At 60.2% G+C, this 17,626-nt stretch carries 17 protein-coding genes and 1 riboswitch; all 17 genes read left to right on the top strand.

Annotation, left to right across the window (positions count from 1 at the left end):
* Positions 1-38: 38 nt before the first annotated feature.
* Positions 39-1,160 carry a bifunctional diaminohydroxyphosphoribosylaminopyrimidine deaminase/5-amino-6-(5-phosphoribosylamino)uracil reductase RibD gene (gene ribD, locus EKH79_RS08090; RefSeq protein ID WP_425478484.1) on the top strand — a complete coding sequence of 374 codons (1,122 nt, stop codon included), beginning with the start codon at positions 39-41 and terminating at the stop codon, positions 1,158-1,160.
* A 179-nt stretch (positions 1,161-1,339) separates the two neighbouring features.
* Positions 1,340-1,517: riboswitch (FMN riboswitch) on the top strand.
* Positions 1,518-1,646: 129 nt separating this feature from the next.
* Complete coding sequence (locus EKH79_RS08085) at positions 1,647-2,288, top strand: riboflavin synthase (protein ID WP_126673293.1); 642 nt, start codon at positions 1,647-1,649, stop codon at positions 2,286-2,288.
* A 139-nt stretch (positions 2,289-2,427) separates the two neighbouring features.
* Positions 2,428-3,522: a bifunctional 3,4-dihydroxy-2-butanone-4-phosphate synthase/GTP cyclohydrolase II gene (ribBA, locus tag EKH79_RS08080; RefSeq protein WP_126673292.1), complete on the top strand. Its 1,095-nt coding sequence runs from the start codon at positions 2,428-2,430 to the stop codon at positions 3,520-3,522.
* A gap of 289 nt (positions 3,523-3,811) precedes the next feature.
* Positions 3,812-6,046 carry a beta-glucosidase family protein gene (locus EKH79_RS08075; protein ID WP_233590243.1) on the top strand — a complete coding sequence of 745 codons (2,235 nt, stop codon included), beginning with the start codon at positions 3,812-3,814 and terminating at the stop codon, positions 6,044-6,046.
* A 22-nt stretch (positions 6,047-6,068) separates the two neighbouring features.
* Positions 6,069-7,028 (top strand): muramoyltetrapeptide carboxypeptidase, encoded by a 960-nt coding sequence (gene ldcA / locus EKH79_RS08070; protein ID WP_126673291.1) that lies wholly within the window; start codon positions 6,069-6,071, stop codon positions 7,026-7,028.
* Between the two features lie 78 nt (positions 7,029-7,106).
* The gene (gene ribH / locus EKH79_RS08065; protein ID WP_126673290.1) at positions 7,107-7,568 is read left to right on the top strand and encodes a 6,7-dimethyl-8-ribityllumazine synthase; all 462 of its coding nucleotides are present in this window, start codon (positions 7,107-7,109) and stop codon (positions 7,566-7,568) included.
* On the top strand, positions 7,568-8,026 hold the full coding sequence (nusB, locus tag EKH79_RS08060) for a transcription antitermination factor NusB (protein WP_126673289.1): 459 nt from the start codon (positions 7,568-7,570) through the stop codon (positions 8,024-8,026). Before ribH ends, nusB begins: the two co-directional genes overlap by 1 nt.
* A 76-nt stretch (positions 8,027-8,102) precedes the next feature.
* Positions 8,103-9,062 carry a thiamine-phosphate kinase gene (gene thiL / locus EKH79_RS08055; RefSeq protein WP_126673288.1) on the top strand — a complete coding sequence of 320 codons (960 nt, stop codon included), beginning with the start codon at positions 8,103-8,105 and terminating at the stop codon, positions 9,060-9,062.
* Positions 9,059-9,556, top strand: a complete 498-nt coding sequence (locus tag EKH79_RS08050; RefSeq protein WP_126673287.1) for a phosphatidylglycerophosphatase A family protein — start codon at positions 9,059-9,061, stop codon at positions 9,554-9,556. The genes thiL and EKH79_RS08050 overlap by 4 nt, the downstream gene beginning before the upstream one ends.
* A gap of 140 nt (positions 9,557-9,696) precedes the next feature.
* Positions 9,697-10,500 (top strand): hypothetical protein, encoded by an 804-nt coding sequence (locus tag EKH79_RS08045; protein WP_148109000.1) that lies wholly within the window; start codon positions 9,697-9,699, stop codon positions 10,498-10,500.
* A gap of 154 nt (positions 10,501-10,654) precedes the next feature.
* Complete coding sequence (locus EKH79_RS08040; protein ID WP_126673285.1) at positions 10,655-11,623, top strand: potassium channel beta subunit family protein; 969 nt, start codon at positions 10,655-10,657, stop codon at positions 11,621-11,623.
* 72 nt (positions 11,624-11,695) lie between these two features.
* Complete coding sequence (gene hemP / locus EKH79_RS08035) at positions 11,696-11,902, top strand: hemin uptake protein HemP (protein WP_199754204.1); 207 nt, start codon at positions 11,696-11,698, stop codon at positions 11,900-11,902.
* Between the two features lie 294 nt (positions 11,903-12,196).
* The gene (locus tag EKH79_RS08030; RefSeq protein WP_126673284.1) at positions 12,197-12,667 is read left to right on the top strand and encodes a hypothetical protein; all 471 of its coding nucleotides are present in this window, start codon (positions 12,197-12,199) and stop codon (positions 12,665-12,667) included.
* Positions 12,668-12,844: 177 nt separating this feature from the next.
* Entirely contained in the window at positions 12,845-14,116 is a 1,272-nt protein-coding gene (locus EKH79_RS08025) for an efflux RND transporter periplasmic adaptor subunit (protein WP_126673283.1), read from the top strand.
* Between the two features lie 132 nt (positions 14,117-14,248).
* Positions 14,249-14,971, top strand: coding sequence for an ABC transporter ATP-binding protein (locus EKH79_RS08020; RefSeq protein ID WP_126673282.1), 723 nt, complete (start codon positions 14,249-14,251; stop codon positions 14,969-14,971).
* A gap of 92 nt (positions 14,972-15,063) precedes the next feature.
* A complete protein-coding gene (locus tag EKH79_RS08015) occupies positions 15,064-16,374 on the top strand; it encodes an ABC transporter permease (RefSeq protein WP_126673281.1) in 1,311 nt (436 codons plus the stop codon).
* 18 nt (positions 16,375-16,392) lie between these two features.
* Complete coding sequence (locus EKH79_RS08010; protein WP_126673280.1) at positions 16,393-17,625, top strand: ABC transporter permease; 1,233 nt, start codon at positions 16,393-16,395, stop codon at positions 17,623-17,625.
* Position 17,626 lies beyond the last annotated feature (1 nt).

Here is a 17,626-nt window from a genome sequence, read left to right as displayed (position 1 = left end):
CGCGACAAACGGGGCGTGATCGCGCACACTTGCCGCCCATGAATCGACGATTGGACACCTTCGACGCGGTTGACCACATGCACATGGCGCAGGCATTGCGCCTGGCTGAGTGCGGTCTGTACACCACGCAACCCAATCCGCGGGTTGGCTGCGTCATTGCGCACGGCGAACGTGTCGTAGGGCAGGGCTGGCACGTGCGCGCGGGTGGGCCGCATGCGGAAGTTTTCGCATTGCGTGAAGCCGGTGAAAACGCCAAAGGTGCGACGGCGTATGTGACGCTCGAGCCCTGCGCGCATCACGGGCGCACACCGCCGTGCGCCGATGCGCTGGTTGCTGCAGGTGTGGCGCGCGTGGTGATTGCGGTGGAAGATTCCTTCCCCCAAGTCGCCGGACGTGGCATCGAAAAATTGCGCGCGGCCGGCATCACGGTCGATGCGGGTTTGATGCGTGATGCCGCACACGAATTGAATATCGGCTTCTTCAGCCGCATCGAGCGCAAACGTCCCTGGGTGCGCGTCAAGCTGGCGATGAGTCTGGACGGCCGCACGGCATTGGCGAATGGCGAATCGAAATGGATCACCGGCGACGCAGCACGCGCCGATGTGCAGCGATGGCGCGCGCAAAGCTCGGCCATTCTTACGGGTAGCGGTACGGTGCTTGCCGACAATCCGCGCCTTACGGTTCGTTTTGCCGAAGGCGGCGATCCATACACCGCATTTCAACCGCCATTGCGCGTGATAGTGGATCGACAGCTGCGGACGCCGGCAGGCAGCCATGTGCTGGATGGCAGCGTGCCGACCCTCGTGTTGCACGCGCACTCTGCGCAGACGGTCGACGACCGCTTCCAGCATGTCGATTGCATCGCTGTGCCTGAGAAAGAGGATCGGCTCGATCTCGCCGCTGTCTTGCATCTGTTGGCCGAACGCGGCTGCAACGAAGTGCACCTCGAGGCGGGCCCCACGCTTTGCGGCGCACTCTTCGACGCCGGTCTTGCCGACGAACTTCTGCTTTACGTCGCCCCGATTTTACTCGGCGACAGTGCGCGCCCGCTGATGCATCAGTTGCCGTTGAAAAGCATGCAAGAGCGGACAGCATTGAGCCGCATGGACGAGGTCAGAATCGGCGACGACTGGCGCTATCGCTTTCGAGTCACGCGCTGATCTGCAGTCAAAGATCCAGGCCGGACAGAAAAGCCCGGCCCACGCATCCTTAAGCCTCGATTCCGGCACTTACAGGCGCTTGGGCGAACGCATTGTTTCCGCCCGGGCACGCGGGCGCCGGGTTCATCCGGCCGGTCGGTGTTAAACTGGCGGGGCTGGCTTGCCAGCAAACCGACAACAAACGTCTTCAGGGCGGGGTGGAATTCCCCACCGGCGGTAGGGACCGAAAGGTCCGAGCCCGCGAGCGCTTCCGGCTCCTGTCGGAAGGTCAGCAGATCCGGTCCAATGCCGGAGCCGACGGTTCACGTTGCAGCTGTTGATCGCTGCCGCGCAAAGTCCGGATGAAAGAAGACGGCTGCATGCATCGCGCAAGCGGTGCGTGTGCCTCATGCCTTGGGGCGTTCCCACATTCGCTGTGCGTGGAGAACGTTTCATGATCGATCATCAACTCAGTGTCGTGCTCACCTTCGTTGCGGAGGTGCGCTGATGTTTACCGGCATCATTCAAAGCGTCGGCCGCATCGCGCGGCTGGAACCGCGTGGCGGTGACGTGCGTCTGCATGTCGATACTGCGAATCTGGATCTTTCCGATGTGCAACTGGGCGACAGCATTGCCGTGTCGGGCGTATGCCTGACCGCGGTGTCGCTCGAAGCGCGCGGATTCGCGGCCGACGTTTCCAACGAAACGCTCTCGCTCACCACGCTGGGCAAGCACAAGGCTGGCGATCCCGTGAATCTGGAAAAAGCGTTGCGCCTGGCGGATCGTCTTGGCGGACATCTGGTCTCGGGCCATGTCGACGGCGTTGGCATGGTCGTATCCATTACACCCGATGGCCGTTCGCAACGCTGGATGTTCGAAGTGCCTGCACAACTTGCGCGCTACATCGCTTCCAAAGGCTCCATCTGCATCGACGGCACCAGTCTCACCGTCAACGAAGTAGCAGGCAACCGTTTCGGTGTGAACCTGATTCCCCACACCGTGGAACACACCGCGTTCCACGCACGACGCGCAGGCGACGCCGTCAACATCGAAGTGGATGTGGTGGCGCGCTATATCGAACGACTGATGGGCAACGGCGAAGCACCGCGCATCGATGAAAACTTTCTAAAACAGCACGGTTTCGCCTAACCCCACATGATTCCCCTCTTCCGTCGGGAGAGGGGTAGGGGTGAGGGCACGCACAGCGCGAAACACTCGCATTGCGCAAATCCTCATCCAAGCCCAGGGCAACCAAAAAAGTTTTGCCCGACTAACGGACAACCTACCCATGGCATTCAACACCATCCCCGAAATCCTCGAAGACATCCGTGCCGGCCGCATGGTGGTCATTCTCGACGACGAAGATCGCGAGAACGAAGGCGATCTGATCATGGCCGCGCAAATGGTGCGGCCGGAAGACATCAACTTCATGGTGCGCGAAGCACGCGGACTTGTGTGTCTTACGCTTACCGAGCAACGCACGCGCCAGCTTGGTCTCCGGCCGATGGTCAGCGACAACACCTCGCCGTACCACACCAACTTCACCGTTTCGATTGAGGCGGCAGAAGGCGTTACCACTGGCATTTCCGCGCACGATCGCGCACGCACGATTCAGGTGGCAGTGAAAGCGGATGCCAAACCGCAAGACCTGTCGCAGCCAGGGCACATTTTCCCACTCACAGCACAGCCTGGCGGCGTGCTCACACGTGCGGGGCACACCGAAGCCGGCTGCGATCTTGCTGCGCTCGCCGGATTGGAACCTTCAGCAGTTCTTATCGAAGTGCTGCACGAAGACGGTTCGATGGCCCGTCGCCCCGAGCTGGAAGTTTTTGCGAAAAAGCATGGCCTCAAGATAGGTTCGATCGCCGATCTGATCCGCTATCGCCTGGAAACCGAAAAAACGGTGAAGCGCGTTTACGAAGACGAGGTGCAGACGGAGTTCGGTCCGTTCCGCTTGGTGGCTTATCGCGACGCGATTCGTCACGGTCTGCATTTCGCACTGGTGCGCGGCACGGTGGATGACGGCTCGCCGGTGCTTTCACGCGTGCATGTGCGCAACACGTTGTCGGATGTCCTGCATCTTCAACGCGACGATCTTGGCCTGACGGTGACATCAGCGCTGCGCCGCATCGGTGATGAAGGGCGCGGCGTTCTGTTGGTGTTGTCGGGTGAAGATACGCCCGATGCGCTGCTGCGCCGTCTCAACCGGCAACCGGCGGCTCAGGCGCCCGAAGAGGTGCAGCAACAGGAATGGCGTCAGCATGGATTGGGCGCGCAGATACTCACCGATCTGGGTGTGCATCGCCTGCGTGTGCTTGGCACGCCGCGAAAACTTGTGGGGCTCGCTGGGTTTGGGCTGGAGGTGGTTGAGTACGCGGAGTGAACACGCGCCACAGTCCACATCCCGTCATTCCGGCGCAGGCCGGAATCCAGTGACGTCAGTAGTCATCTTTGCGGTCACGCGATTACTCAGCATGCAATTGCCAGCCACATTATCGCGCTAACAAGCCCCATCGCCACTGGATTCCGGCCTGCGCCGGAATGACGAGCAAGGGGGGCGTCGGCGTGTGGGCGGACGAGACCATCACCATTTAGCCTGCCATTTGCCGCAACAAACACCTTCTTCATGGCATGCTCTGTGCCATGTTTTGTTCCGCACATGCGAGGTTGAGATGAAAGTCACGGATTTGCCAGTCGGACGCAAGCAGATGCAGACGATATGCCTTACGGCACTATCGCTGGCCTGCATGTCGAGCGCCATCGCGCAACAGTCCGCTTCGCTTACGCCCGACCAGCGCGCGGATCAGCTGGTGAAACGCATGTCGCTGGACGACAAGCATCACATGGTGCAGAGCTACAACACCATGATCGAGAAACAACCGCCGGGCGGCATCGGTACGGCCGGTTACGTTCCTGCGCTGCCTTCGCTGGGTATTCCCGCGCTGCAGGAAAACGATGCGGGCATCGGCGTCCAGAATTATCCGACCACTAAGGATCAAAACGGTCAGCCACGTCACGTGCGCGGCGAAGCGGGCAATGCAACGCCACTGCCTTCGACGCTCGGTATCGCGGCGACATGGAATCCGAAAATCGCTTTCGCCGGCGGCAGCATGATTGCGGGTGAAGCCCATTCGCAAGGCATCAACATGCTGTTGGCCGGTGGTATCAATCTGACACGCGAGCCGCGCGACGGCCGCACGTTCGAATACCTTGGCGAAGATCCGCTGCTTGCCTCGCGCATCGACGCTGGCGAAATTAGCGGTATTCAATCGCGGCACGTGCTTTCCACGATCAAGCATTACGCGTTGAACGATCAGGAAACCAATCGCCTCACGGTCAGTTCGAACATCGATGAACGTGCGATGCGCGAATCGGATCTGCTTGCATTCGAGCTTGCCATCGAGAGTGGTCATCCCGCCTCGGTGATGTGCGGTTACAACAAGGTCAACAACGTGTGGGATTGCTCCAACGGGCATCTGCTCAACGACGTTCTCAAAGGCGACTGGAAGTATCCGGGTTGGGTGATGACCGACTGGGGTGGTGACCACAGCGTCAACGATGCGCTTGCAGGTGTGGATCAGGTCTCCGGCATCGATGTGGTCTCCGGCGACAGTCTGGGTAATTCGACCGAAACGTTTGGCAAGTCGTTGCTGGATGCCCTCGCGAAAGGCACGGTGACTGTCAGTCGATTGGACGACATGGTGCATCGCATTTTGCGTGAGATGTACGCCGGCGGTCTGTTCGATGATCCGCCGGTCGTCAAGCCGCTGAACGCAGCGGCCGATGCGCTGGTGTCGCAGCGTGCGGAAGAGCAGGCGATCGTGCTGTTGAAGAACGATCAATCGCTGCTGCCGTTGAATCACAGCGTCAAGAGCATCGCCATCATTGGCGGCCATGCCGACGTCGGCGTGCTATCAGGTGGCGGTTCGGCACAGGTGTGGCCGATCGGTGGCCCAGCTATTCCCGCATCGCAACCGCCCGGGCTAGCTACGTGGCAATGGATGGTTTACGACCCGACGTCTCCGATGAAGTCGCTGCAGAAACTGCTGCCGGGCGTCACCGTGCGTTATGACGATGGCAGCGATCCGGCTCGCGCGGCGGCCTTGGCGAAGTCGTCGGATGTGGCGATTGTTTTCGCCACGCAGTGGACGTGCGAAGGCATCGATGTGCCGAATCTTTCGCTGCCGAGCGGTCAGGATGCACTGATCGATGCCGTCAGTGCTGCCAATACGCATGCCGTTGTCGTTCTGGAAAACGGCGGTCCGGTGAAGATGCCGTGGCTGTCCAAGGTCAATGCCGTGGTTGAAACATGGTTCCCCGGCGCCGGCGGCGGCGAGGCGATTGCAGAAGTACTAACTGGCAAAGTGAATCCTTCGGGCCGCTTGCCGGTGACGTTCCCACAGGACGAGCAGCAGTTGCCGCGCCCGCAGCTCACCAATGCGCAGGATGTCGACTACAACATCGAAGGCGCTGCGGTCGGTTACAAGTGGTACGACGAGAAGAACCTGCAACCGTTGTTCCCATTCGGTTTCGGTCTCTCGTACAGCAAGTTCGGTTACAGCGATTTGCATGTCAGCTCCCAAGGCGATCGCGTCACGGTGAGTTTCAAAGTCACCAATACCGGTCAGCGTGCGGGCATGGATACGCCGCAGGTTTACGTCGGCATGCCTGCCGGTAGTGGCGAAGCACCGCGTCGTCTGATTGGCTTCGAGAAAGTCAGCTTGCAGCCGGGACAGAGCACGACGGTCACGGTGACGGTCGATCCGCGTCTGCTTGCGACGTTCGATGTGCCCGGACATCAATGGCAAGTCGCTGCCGGCAGCTATCCGATTCAGGTCGGCCATTCCTCGCGCGACTTCGTATTGAACGGTCAGGCAAACGTCGCCGCGGCACACATCGCTCCGTAATCATGCCCATCCAGGAGAACTCATGACCATGAAGGCCGATCCATCCTGTCGCGTTCGTCTGATCGCCCCTTCGGGCTATCCGCACAATCGCGACGCGATGACGCGTGGCGTGGAGCGCCTGCGTGAGGCCGGTTGTGAGGTGGATGGTCTGGATGTGCTCGATCGCACCGAGCTGCGCTACGCGGGAAGCGATGCGCAGCGTCTTGCCGACATCAATGCGCTGGCGACGTTCGATACGCTGCCGGACATTGTGTTGTCCATTCGTGGCGGTTATGGCGCAACACGTCTGCTCGAAGGCGTGCACTACGACGCGTTGCGCGAACGTCTTGCGGGTCAGCCCATCGCTATCGTCGGCCACAGTGATTTCACCGCATTGCAGATGGCGTTGTATGCCAAGAGCGGCGTGGTCACGTTCGGTGGTCCTATGCTCGGTCCGGATTTTGGTCCGCCGCAATTGAGCCCGCTTACCTGGCGTCATTTCTGGCGCACGTTGAGCGCACCGCACGGCAACGCCAGCTGGGATTGCGGCGACGGGCTCGAATGCGATGTGCAGGGGCCATTGTGGGGTGGCAATCTCGCGATGATCTGCAGTCTGTTGCAGACGCCGTACTTCCCGAATATCGAAGGCGGCATCCTGTTCGTCGAAGACGTCGGCGAGCCGCCATTCCGCATCGAACGCCTGCTCTATCACCTGCATCTGTCGGGCGTGCTGGGGCGGCAGCGGGCGCTGATTCTGGGCGACTTCACGCAATGCCGGCCTACCAGCTATGACAACGGCTATGACCTGGCGGACGGGTTTGCCCAGATTCGCCGCATTGCAGGCATCCCGGTGCTTTCGGGCATGCCCTTCGGCCACGATGCCGACAAGTTCACCCTCCCGTTCGGTGTGCCGGCCCGGCTGAGGGTCGTCGGACGCCGTGCGAGCCTGGATTTCAGCGGCTATCCCCATCTGCGGCAGCCGCTTGAGCCGCCATTGACCTGATTTCCCAAGCACGCCGTAACCCAAACCCGTAAAATAGCGGGCTCGCACGGGCCCACCCGTCATAGGAATCCATGCACCATGAAGACCATCGAAGGCGATTTCGCCACGCCCAAAGGCCGTTTTGCCATCGTCGCCGGCCGTTTCAACGGATTCGTCGTCGAACCGCTGGTGGCCGGTGCGCGTGATGCGCTGGTGCGTCATGGCGTGAAAGACGACGCCATCGATCTGATCCGCGTGCCCGGCGCGTGGGAAATTGCGCTGGCGGCGCACAAGCTCGCCAACTCCGAAAAATACGCAGCCGTCATCGCGTTGGGGGCGGTCATTCGCGGTTCCACGCCGCACTTCGATTTCGTTGCAGGCGAATGCGCCAAGGGTCTGGCTACTGCGGCTTACAGTTCGGGCGTACCCGTTGCGTTTGGCGTCCTCACCACCGACACCATCGAACAGGCGATCGAGCGCTCCGGCACCAAGGCCGGCAACAAAGGCGCCGATGCCGCCATCGCTGCGCTTGAGATGGTCAACCTGTACGGACAGCTGTAATGAATCAACGTCCCGAAGGCATCGATCTCGCCGCACGCTCGCGCGCACGTCGCCGTGCGTTGCAGGCATTGTATGCGTGGCAGATGAGCGGTAGCTCGATGACATCGGTGATCGATCAGTTCCGCCACGAACAGGATATGGAAGTGGCGGACCTGGAGTACTTCGAAGATCTGCTGCATGGCGTGAACAAACACGTCGATGCCATCGACGAAGCGCTCAAGCCGTACATCGATCGCGATGTTGCGCAGATCGATCCGATCGAACGCGCCGCGTTGCGTCTGGCGGCTTATGAGCTGAAGTATCGGCCCGACGTTCCCTATCGCGTGATCATCAATGAAGCCATCGAAGTGACCAAGCGTTTCGGTGCCGATCATGGGCACAGTTATGTCAACGGTGTGCTCGACAAACTCGCCGCGCAACTGCGTGGAGTAGAAAAACGCGGACCCGGGGCCGGTTAGCGGAACAGCGCTGAACGTCCTGCCGTCTCACGCTTACGGACCTGCGCATTCCCTCATCGCTGACACCCAATCCGCCATGGAATTTTCCCTTATCGATCGCATTCGTGAGCGCACCGCGCAAGGGCGCGACGATGTGCGTTTGGGAATCGGCGACGATGCTGCGGTTGTTTCCGTTCCAGCCGGGCAGGAACTAGCGGTCGCGATCGATACCATGGTCGAAGGCGTGCATTTTCCGCCGGGCACGCGTGCTGCGGATATCGGCTGGAAATCGCTGGCCGTCAATCTTTCCGATCTCGCCGCGATGGGCGCGACGCCCGCATGGGCGCTGCTCGCCATGACGCTGCCCAAGGGCGATGCCGATTTCATCGACGACTTCGCCACCGGCTTTGCGCAACTGGCGCAGTCGTATCGTCTTGCCTTGGTGGGCGGCGATACGACGCGTGGCGCACTCACGATCAGCGTTGCGGTGCACGGTTTCGTGCCGCCGGGCAAAGCACTCATGCGTGACGGCGCAAAGCCGGGCGATGCGATCTTCGTCACCGGCACGCTGGGTGATGCGGCGGCTGGTTTGCAGCTTTTAGGAAAGCATGGTGATGACGATGCGCGATCGCTGTTCCTCATCGAACGCCTGAATCGTCCCACGCCGCGTGTTGCAGCGGGTTTGGCTTTGCGTAGCCACGCCACCGCGTGTATCGATGTATCCGACGGCTTGCTCGCCGATCTCGGTCACATCTGTGTGGCCAGCGGCGTCGGCGCGGAGATCGATGTATCGCTGCTCCCACGTTCCTCTTCACTGCTCGATCTCTTCGATGACACAACGTCGTGGGATTTCGCATTGAGCGGCGGCGACGATTATGAGCTTTGCTTCACCGTACCAACTCAGCACATTGCAGCCGTGCAGGCGGATTTTGCGCGGCTTGGTTGTGGTGCGACGAAGATAGGCCGCATCGTGGAAGGCGAGGGCGTGAGCGTGCGACATGCAGATGGAAAGCCGCTGGAGCTGACGCATCGTGGTTGGGATCACTTCACATCATGAGTGACGCGAAGACACTAACGGTAGAACAACGCCGCGCACTCTTATCCACGCCCGCGGGATGGCTGGCATGCGGTTTTGGTTCGGGTCTTGCGCCGAAAGCGCAGGGCACGTTCGGTTCGCTCGCCGCCATTCTTCCGTGGTTGTTGCTGCGTCATCTGTCATTGCCGCTCAACCTGCTCGTCATCGCTGTCGGTTTTGTTATCGGCGTCTGGGCATGCGATATAGCGGGCCGGGCAGTCGGTGTCGACGATCATCGCAGTCTTGTGTGGGACGAATTCATCGGTCAGTGGATCGCGCTGTTGCCTGCGCTGCTCGCCCCATGGTGGGCGGTGGTCGCAGGCTTTGCGCTATTTCGCTTGTTCGACGTATGGAAACCCTGGCCGATCCGCTGGTTCGATCGCCACCTCAAAGGCGGTCTGGGTGTGATGGTCGACGATGTGATCGCCGGGGTATTCGCTGCCGTCGTGCTCTGGGCGGTCTTGCGGCTTATCTAGCCCGTGCTTCTATCGCAAGAAATGGCGTGTAACGTTGAACCTGAAGCCTCTGCATGGCGGCCATGCTGTTTAGCTTGTTCTCGCCGATCGTTTTGAGGAAGATGATTGGCGGTGCGCATTGTGCGTTCAGAGGACGGATCATGGGCTTTGCATCGAAGAAAAAGCTTCTTGCGTTAACGCTGGTCCCGGTGCTCATGGCTGGATACGCCAGTTCAAACTGCAACGCACAGTCCATGGATCAAGGCGCAGCACCGCTTCCGCCGAGCGGCGCATCGAATACAGATACTGATTATTTTTCGCAGCACTTCAGCGCCGACGCACTCGCTCCCGATGTGAAGAGTGCAGTGATCAACGCGAATCTGGATCCCGTGTCGTTCAACCGAATGGTTTTGCACACGCGCGACCAGGTCACGAGCACCGGCCAAGGTAATGCCGGCGGTGTCTATACCGTCGAAGTAACGATTGAAAACGCTGGACACGGTCTGGTTCGCCGAAAGGAAAGCGCGCAGACGCGCGGTGCGGCGGCATCGACGCGATTGGATCTGATGTATCGCGGCTATTTTCCGTTTCTGACGCAGAACGTGCCGACGGACAAGAGCACGATTTCGCCGGTGATCGAGGCGCGCAAGGTGCTGCATTTCGATACGAAAACCGATGGCCACATAAGTTTTGTCTATTTGTACGGTGCGGCAGGGCAGGCGACGTTTGCGGATCCGGGCCAGGTCATTTGCGAGAGCGGCAAGCGTTACAGTGCGTCGCAGTTGAATGCGTCGATCCAGGGGCAGGCGCTGGAGCTCAACTGCCAGGCCATCGACAACAACGGCATGGTGACCAACAAGATGACGCTCGCCTATCTGGAAAAGTATGACGTAGCAGTGACGCTGCACATGCAAAACCAGGGCAACTCACTTGACAGCACGGTTACCGATTTTACGGTGCAGTGACGTTTCCATCTCATCACGCCGTTCGTCCACAAATTTGTGACATCGCACCCTCGCACAGGTAGTAACCTTTGCGGGGGCGTTTGCTTTTGCGGCGTCTGATCATCGTCGATGATATCCAGCGTTCGATAGCTGCTGTCACAATCGGGAGATATCCATGCAATACCGCCGCCTCGGCCGCACTGGCCTGCAGTTGTCCGCGTTGTCCTTCGGCGCGTGGGTGACATTCGGACGCCAGGTCGGCCGCTCCGAAGCACGCGAGTTGATGGCGCTTGCGTGGGATCGCGGTATCAATTTCTTCGATAACGCAGAAACGTACAACCATGGCGAAGCCGAACGCCTGATGGGCGATGTACTCGCCGATCTGCGTTTTCCGCGCGATAGCTACTGTGTATCGAGCAAGGTGTATTTCGGCGCAGCGGAGAAACCACGCCCGACGCAGCGCGGTCTTTCGCGCAAACATGTGATCGAAGCCTGTCATCAGGCACTCGAACGTTTGCGCGTGGGGCATCTGGATCTGTATTTCTGTCATCGCCCCGATCCGGAAACGCCTATCGATGAAACCGTTGCGGCGATGGACACGCTGATTCGTCAGGGCAAGGTCTTGTACTGGGGTACGAGCGAATGGTCTGCCGCGGAAATTCATGAGGCGCACCGCGTCGCGCGCGACATGCACATGTACGCGCCGGTGGTCGAGCAGCCGCAATACAACCTGTTGCATCGCGAACGTGTCGAGCAGGAATACGCACCGCTCTACGAACATTACGCGATGGGCACCACGATCTGGTCGCCGTTGGCATCAGGCTTGTTGAGCGGCAAATACAACCAGGGTGTGCCGCAGGGTTCGCGCATTACGCAACCGGGTTACGAATGGCTGCGCGATATGGTGCTGGGCGAGAACAGCAGCCGCGTCGAGAAGGTGAAGCAGTTGTCGGTCATCGCTGCGGAATTGGGCACGACGCCGGCACAGCTCGCGATCGCTTGGTGCCTGACCAATCCGCATGTCTCGACGGTTTTGCTCGGTGCCAGCCGGCGCGAACAGCTGGAGCAAAACCTGGGTGCTTTGGATCTATTGCCGCGAATCGATGCAGCCCTGAAACAGCGGATCGAGAGCTCCGTGGCCTGACTCACCTCGTCGCTTGACTATTAAATGAGAATCATTATCATTTGATCGTCACCCTGACGACGGAGTCGCGCCATGACCGCAAGCACGCTAACCCTCTCCCGCCCATCGCAACCGCCGATGCTGTCGGCTTTGGAAGCCGTCGCGCCATCCGTATCGCCGGTGCGGCGCATTTCCAGTCAGCGTTTGCTGGCGGGTGAGCGGGAGCTGGTGATTCAGCATCTTGGTAGCGAATATCACCTGCGGCTTACGCGGAATGGGAAGTTGATTTTGACTAAGTGAGGCGATGGTTCGTGCTAGCGGGTTCAAGGTGGCTTTAGCACCGGACCCTCATCCGCCTGCCGGCACCTTCCTCGCTCCCCAGAGCCGGGCACATCCATGTGCCCTCCCCGCGTGCTCCGATGGGAGAAGGGAATTTCAATTAAACCTGTTCGCCAGCATGTGTGCGCCAGCCAGGTCTTCAATCGGGAGATCGTCATGTTCGGTTGGCTTACTACGCCTATAGCACAGCGTTGCCGCCACGCGCCGCGCACTGTTTTATCACGGCGTTTCCATCACATTTCACCGCATGGGTTGATGCACAAATTGCCGGGCCTCGGCAGCGTGCTTTATCTGCATAACAGCGCGGCGCAAGTGATCACCGAGGCGCTGCCACCCGGTTTGCTGGTGACCGAACGCACCCTTGCACCGTTGCTGGATATTCATTGGCTGATGGCGACGAGCGCCGTGACTGACGACGGTCCGCGCGAATGGCTCGAATGCATGGATCGTTTCGGTCGGCCGCGCGCGCGCCTGCATTTGCTTCCCGATACCGACTATCTCGCGTGGGAAGCCTTGATGACGATGCACGAATCGCCACTTCAGCCGCCCGGCTCGCCAGATATGCCGATGCTCAGGCCCGATAGCGCACGCATCGTAAACTTTCGTCTGCGTGAGGTCGCTGGCTTGACCGTGCTCGAACGCAACGCGACCAGCGAACTCTCGCCCTTGGGCCATCATGTCGCTGCGCATATCGCGCACGCGGAATCGGTGTCCTTGCACCCGTAAAGGCGTGTCCACGCCGCCCGTCCAGCTGTCCGGCCGGTGTCCGCGGACAGTCGCGCGCATGCGCATGCATCCTATAAGTGATTGATCGTGCAAAAGTAATCGCACGTTCGCCGGCTGGCACGCAGATTGCTGATATCGGGTGTAGGGCCGCACTGTCCGCGGCCAAGGGACAACACCATGATTCGCGACACCTCGGCCCAGGACCGACTGATCAACGTCAAGCCAAGCCGCAAGAAGAAACTGCTCTGGATTGGCGGTGCCGTCGCGGCTGTAATTGTGCTGGCGATTTTTGCGCCGGGTGTTGCGCGACTGTTCTCAGCCGACTCTTCGGTGAGTGCTTCACGATTGGCTTTCGCCACGGTACAGCGTGGTCCCTTCATTCGCGACATCGCGGCAGAAGGCCAGGTGGTCGCTGCCGTCAGTCCCACGCTTTACGCCACTTACGGCGGTGCCGTGACGCTGAAAGTGCATGCGGGCGACAACGTCAAGAAGGGCGAAGTGCTCGCGCTCATCGACAGTCCCGAACTCGTCAACAAGCTCGCGCAGGAAGAATCCAACGCCGATGCCATGCAAGTGGACTACATGCGTTCGCAGAACAGTGCACGCATGCAAACGTCGCAGATGCAGAAGGCGTACGACAACGCCAAGATCGACGATCAAACCGCAAAGCGCGATCTGGATCGTTACGAGAAAGCGTATTCGCAGGGCGGCGTGCCGGAGATGGACGTCGATCGCGCCAAGGACTCCGTCGAAAAAGCGGACATCGCGCTGCAGCACGCGCAAGCCGATCTCAACCTCAACAACAACAGCGGCACCTTCGACATCCAGGCAAAGAAACTCGCGCACGATCGTCAGGTGCTGTTGGTGAAAGACCTGCAACGCCAGGTCGACGATCTCAACGTGCGTTCGCCGGTCGACGGTCAGGTCGGCCAGCTCTTTATCGCCGAGCGCGCTACTGTCGCGAAAGATGCACAACTGCTCAGCGTGATCGATCTGTCCGCGCTCGAAGTGGAAGTGAAGGTGCCGGAAAGTTTCGCGCGCGATCTTGCCATCGGCATGTCGGGTGAGATCAGCGGCAACGACAACACCTGGAAGGGCATCGTCAGCGCCATTTCGCCGGAAGTCGTCAACGGCGAAGTCGCCGCGCGCGTGCGCTTCGATGGCAGCACGCCCAAGCAGCTGCGTCAGAACCAGCGCCTGTCCGTGCGCATTCTGCTGGATCACCGCGAAAACGTGCTGACGGTGCAGCGCGGTTCGTTCGTCGACGAATCCGGCGGCAGCTACGCCTACCTCGTCAACGACGGCATCGCCACCAAGACGCCGATTCGCGTAGGCGAAAGCAGCATCGACAAAGTCGAGATCCTCGATGGCCTGAAGGAAGGCGACAACATCGTGATCTCCGGCACCGACAACTTTAAAGGCGCACAGCGGGTCGTGATCAGCCGCTGACGATTACTCCCTGCTCTGTGTACGCAGAGCGGGGCTGGGGTGGGGTGAGTCGAGTGACGACAAGCCTTCACCCCCTCCCAGCCTCCCGTAGAAAAGCGGGAGGGGCAAAAACCTCAACTGAAGGACACAACCATGCTGAAGATGACTCACCTTTCTAAGGTTTACCGCACCGAAGTGGTGGAGACGTACGCACTTCGCGACTTCAACATCGACGTCAAAGAAGGCGAGTTCGTCGCCGTTACCGGTCCGTCCGGTTCGGGCAAAACCACCTTCCTCACGATTGCAGGTTTGCTCGAAACATTCACCGGCGGCGAATACCACCTGGACGGTATCGAAGTGAGCCAGCTCGACGACAACGCGCGCTCGAAGATCCGCAACGAGAAAATCGGCTTCATCTTCCAGGCCTTCAATCTCATTCCCGACCTCAACGTGTTCGACAACGTCGAAGTGCCGTTGCGCTATCGCGGTATGAAAGCAGCCGAGCGCAAGGAGCGCATCATGAATGCGCTGGATCGCGTGGGCCTCGCGTCGCGCGCCAAGCACTATCCGGCAGAACTCTCCGGCGGTCAGCAGCAGCGCGTTGCGATTGCGCGTGCATTGGCGGGTACGCCGCGCCTGCTTCTAGCCGACGAACCGACCGGCAACCTCGATACGCAAATGGCACGCGGCGTTCTGGAACTGCTCGAAGAAATCCATCGCGAAGGCGCCACCATCGTGATGGTGACGCATGATCCGGAACTCGCCGCGCGCGCACAACGCAACGTGCACATCATCGACGGTCAGGTGGTGGATCTCGCGGAAGATCCGCGCTTCCACACAGCCTATACCGCGGCAGCCGGACAAATCCGCGGCTGATGTTCGAGCACCCTCTCCCCATGCGGGGAGAGGGCGGGGGCGAGGGCCACTCTCGCCATTGCATTCATCCGACATGGACGAGCCACGAGCCGATGTACGCCTACTACCTACAACTTGGCCTGCGCAGCCTGCGGCGCAATCCCATGCTCACCGCACTGATGATGATGGCCATCGGTTTTGGCGTGGCCGCGTCGATGATCACGTACTCGGTGTTTCGTGCGGTGTCGGATGATCCAATTCCGAACAAGTCCTCGCAGCTGTTTGCACCGCAGATCGATAGCTGGGGGCCGCAGCAGAACGAAAAGGGCGAGCCGCCGGGAGCGCTCAACTACGTCGATGCGATGGCGTTGATGCGCGCGCATAAAGCGTCGCGCCAGACCTTGATTTATCCGGTGATGTTGTCGGCGCTCGGAAGGGATGCCGATAGTGTTCCGTCGTCCGCGTCCGGTTATGCGGTGACAGGCGATTTCTTCCCGATGTTCGAGGTGCCGTTTCTTTACGGCTCCGGCTGGAACACCAGCGAAGACGATCATCGCGCCGCCGATGTCGTTCTGACGAAGGAATTCAATCAGCGCATGTTTGGCGGCGCCAATAGCGTCGGTAAGGAAATTGTCCTTGGCGGCAATGCTTATCGTATTGTCGGCGTAGCCCAGCATTGGAACCCTGCGCCACGCTTCTACGCTGTGTGGGGCGAAGACGGGTTCTCTGAATCGCCGGACTTCTACGTGTTGCTCAATCGCATGCTCGACCTGCATGTCGACTCTTCCGGACGCAACAGTTGCCGCGGCAATCTCGCCTTCACCGGTTGGGATCAATGGCTGCAAAGCAATTGCGTATGGCTGATGCCGTGGGTGGAACTCAATACGCGCAGTGACGCGGAGCAATACCGGCAATTCCTGACCAGCTATGCCGCCGATCAGCAGCATGCGGGCCGTTTCGGCTGGCCGGCCAACATCCGGTTGCTCGATGTGATGGCATTCATGACGCAGCAGAACGTCGTTCCGCCGGAGAGCCGTATCTCGCTGATCGTGGCGTTGTGCTTCTTCGTGATTTGCCTGGTCAACACGATCGGCCTGCTGCTGGCGAAGTTCATGCGTCGTGCCGGCGAGATCGGTGTGCGGCGCGCGCTTGGCGCGACGCGGCGGGAAATTTACACGCAGTACCTGCTCGAGGCTGCTTCGGTGGGTATCGCAGGCGGTGTGCTGGGTCTGCTGCTCACAGCGGTGGGCATGAGCGGGGTGAGCCTTCTGTTCGATCAGGAAATCGCGCAACTGGCGCATCTGGATCTGTCGCTGGTTGCACTGACGCTGTTGGTGTCGGTGCTTGCCGCTGTGGCGGCCGCGTTCTACCCGGCATGGCGTGCTGCGCAGGTGCAGCCTGCCTGGCAATTGAAGTCCAACTGAGGCGAGGGAGTCGTTGTGATGCAGATTAAGCCGATTCTTTCCGCACTACGCAGGCACAAGGCCGGTACCGTGCTTATTGCTTTGCAGATCGCGCTGACGCTGGCGATTGTGTGCAACGCGCTGTACATCATCCATCAACGCCTGGCGCATATTGCCGAACCCACCGGGGTGGACGAACCCAACCTGTTTGCCATGGCCAACCTGTGGGGCGAGCAATACACGAAGGAGCAGGCAGCCGCGAAGGTCCAGCAGGACTTGGCTACGTTGCGGCAATTGCCGAGCGTGGCCGACGCTACCCCCACCGACGGTTACCCTTTGCGTGGCGGTGGCTGGGACAACTTCATCACCATGAAGCCCGATCAGACCGCCAAGACTACCGATGCGTCCGTCTACGTAGGCGATGAGCATTTCCTGCGCACGCTTGGCTTGAAGTTGATTGCAGGCCGCGATTTCAATGCCGGCGAAGTGCAAAACATGGGCCTGCGTGAATCCACGATTCCGCCGGTGACCATCATCAGCAAGACCCTCGCCGATCGGTTGTTTCCGAATGGCGACGCACTGGGCAAATCGTTTTATTCGATGAGCAGCACGCCAACTACCATCATCGGTATTGTCGATACATTGCATCGCCAGGATGTATCGACGTGGAGCGCACCGTATACAGGCCAGTCACTGATCTGGCCGCTTCGGCTGGCGCAACCGTTGGGCGTGTTCTACGTAGTGCGGGCCAAACCGGGCCAGCTTGCCGACGCGATGCGCGAGGCGCCCAAAGCCTTGTATGCAGAAAACCGCATGCGCATGTTTCCTGCGAAAGACGGTCTGGTCAATTATCAACAGATTCGCGAGGAAGCCTTCGAGCGCGATCGCGGCATGGCCATTCTGATGGGCATCATCTGCGCGGTGCTGCTGGCGATCACTGCGGCCGGCATCGTCGGACTGACCAGCTTCTGGGTCGGCCAACGGCGGCGACAGATCGGGGTGCGTCGCGCGCTGGGTGCCACGCACCGCGACATCCTGCATTACTTCCTCACCGAGAATCTGCTCATCAGTCTGGGTGGCATCGCTATCGGCACCTTGCTGGCGTTCGGACTCAATCTCTGGCTCGTAAAAACCTTCTCGCTGGGATTCCTGCCGCTGACCTATGTATTAGGCGGCATGGTGACACTGGTTTTGTTAGGGCAGGGTGCGGTGTTCGCTCCCGCATTGCGCGCCTCGCGCGTACCACCGATCGAGGCGACGCGTCCGGCATGAG

This window comes from Dyella dinghuensis, from assembly GCF_003977615.1.
Lineage (GTDB): Bacteria > Pseudomonadota > Gammaproteobacteria > Xanthomonadales > Rhodanobacteraceae > Dyella_B > Dyella_B dinghuensis.
Note: the sequence above shows the minus strand (reverse complement) of the source record. Positions and strands in the feature narration are given on the sequence as shown.

Coding starts and splice junctions, on each gene's coding strand:
- EKH79_RS08030 (WP_126673284.1), top strand. CDS start 12,197: ATGCACAAATTGCCGGGCCTCGGCAGCGTGCTTTATCTGCATAACAGC.
- ribH (WP_126673290.1), top strand. CDS start 7,107: ATGAAGACCATCGAAGGCGATTTCGCCACGCCCAAAGGCCGTTTTGCC.
- EKH79_RS08040 (WP_126673285.1), top strand. CDS start 10,655: ATGCAATACCGCCGCCTCGGCCGCACTGGCCTGCAGTTGTCCGCGTTG.
- EKH79_RS08015 (WP_126673281.1), top strand. CDS start 15,064: ATGTACGCCTACTACCTACAACTTGGCCTGCGCAGCCTGCGGCGCAAT.
- EKH79_RS08010 (WP_126673280.1), top strand. CDS start 16,393: ATGCAGATTAAGCCGATTCTTTCCGCACTACGCAGGCACAAGGCCGGT.
- EKH79_RS08075 (WP_233590243.1), top strand. CDS start 3,812: ATGAAAGTCACGGATTTGCCAGTCGGACGCAAGCAGATGCAGACGATA.
- EKH79_RS08050 (WP_126673287.1), top strand. CDS start 9,059: ATGAGTGACGCGAAGACACTAACGGTAGAACAACGCCGCGCACTCTTA.
- thiL (WP_126673288.1), top strand. CDS start 8,103: ATGGAATTTTCCCTTATCGATCGCATTCGTGAGCGCACCGCGCAAGGG.
- ldcA (WP_126673291.1), top strand. CDS start 6,069: ATGACCATGAAGGCCGATCCATCCTGTCGCGTTCGTCTGATCGCCCCT.
- ribBA (WP_126673292.1), top strand. CDS start 2,428: ATGGCATTCAACACCATCCCCGAAATCCTCGAAGACATCCGTGCCGGC.
- EKH79_RS08045 (WP_148109000.1), top strand. CDS start 9,697: ATGGGCTTTGCATCGAAGAAAAAGCTTCTTGCGTTAACGCTGGTCCCG.
- hemP (WP_199754204.1), top strand. CDS start 11,696: ATGACCGCAAGCACGCTAACCCTCTCCCGCCCATCGCAACCGCCGATG.
- ribD (WP_425478484.1), top strand. CDS start 39: ATGAATCGACGATTGGACACCTTCGACGCGGTTGACCACATGCACATG.
- EKH79_RS08085 (WP_126673293.1), top strand. CDS start 1,647: ATGTTTACCGGCATCATTCAAAGCGTCGGCCGCATCGCGCGGCTGGAA.
- EKH79_RS08025 (WP_126673283.1), top strand. CDS start 12,845: ATGATTCGCGACACCTCGGCCCAGGACCGACTGATCAACGTCAAGCCA.
- nusB (WP_126673289.1), top strand. CDS start 7,568: ATGAATCAACGTCCCGAAGGCATCGATCTCGCCGCACGCTCGCGCGCA.
- EKH79_RS08020 (WP_126673282.1), top strand. CDS start 14,249: ATGCTGAAGATGACTCACCTTTCTAAGGTTTACCGCACCGAAGTGGTG.